The 632-nt window shown below is 77.2% G+C and carries 1 protein-coding gene; it reads right to left on the bottom strand.

What is annotated here, in order from left to right; all coding sequences use genetic code 11:
- A partial coding sequence (locus AB8Z36_RS41860) for an SDR family NAD(P)-dependent oxidoreductase (RefSeq protein WP_369218543.1) occupies nt 1-627 on the bottom strand: 627 nt, incomplete at its 3' end.
- Nucleotides 628-632: the final 5 nt, after the last annotated feature.

Consider the following 632-nt stretch of genomic DNA (forward strand, 5'->3'; position numbering starts at 1 on the left):
CTGGCCGAGGGGGGCCGCCGCCCCCTCCGGCCAGTCGTCGGAGAGGCCGGGCCGGTCGACGAGGCCGGGCGACACCGTGTTCACGCGGATGCCGCGCGGCCCGTACTCCAGGGCCGCCGAGCGGGCGAACATGATCAGCGCGGCCTTGGACGCGCTGTAGTGCGCGTGTCCCGCCGCCGGGTTCGTGCCCTCGATGGACGCGATGTGGGTGACCGAGCCGCCGCCGTCCTGCCCGGCCATGACCTCCGCCGCCGCCTGCGTACAGCAGAACGCGCTCGTCACGTTCGCCTCGGCCACCTCCCGCCACTGCGCGGCCGTCATCCCCGGCAGCTCCCGCACCGGCTGGACACCGGCACTGTTCACGAGGCAGTCCAGGCGCCCCCGCCAGGCCTGCGCGGCCCGGACGAGTTCCCGGCACCCCTCCTCTTCCGCCAGGTCCGCCGCCACGGCGACGGCCTCGCCGCCCGACCGCCCGATCCGCTCGACCACCTCACGGGCCCGCGCCTGCCCGCGCCGGTAGTGGACGACGACCGCCGCCCCGGCCTCGGCGAACCGCACCGCGATCCCGGCACCGATGCCGCCGCTGGCCCCGGTCACCAGGGCGATGCGCCCGCCGAGCCCCGGCAGGGAAG

Source organism: Streptomyces flavofungini, assembly GCF_041028215.1.
In the GTDB taxonomy this organism is placed as follows: Bacteria; Actinomycetota; Actinomycetes; order Streptomycetales; family Streptomycetaceae; genus Streptomyces; species Streptomyces flavofungini_B.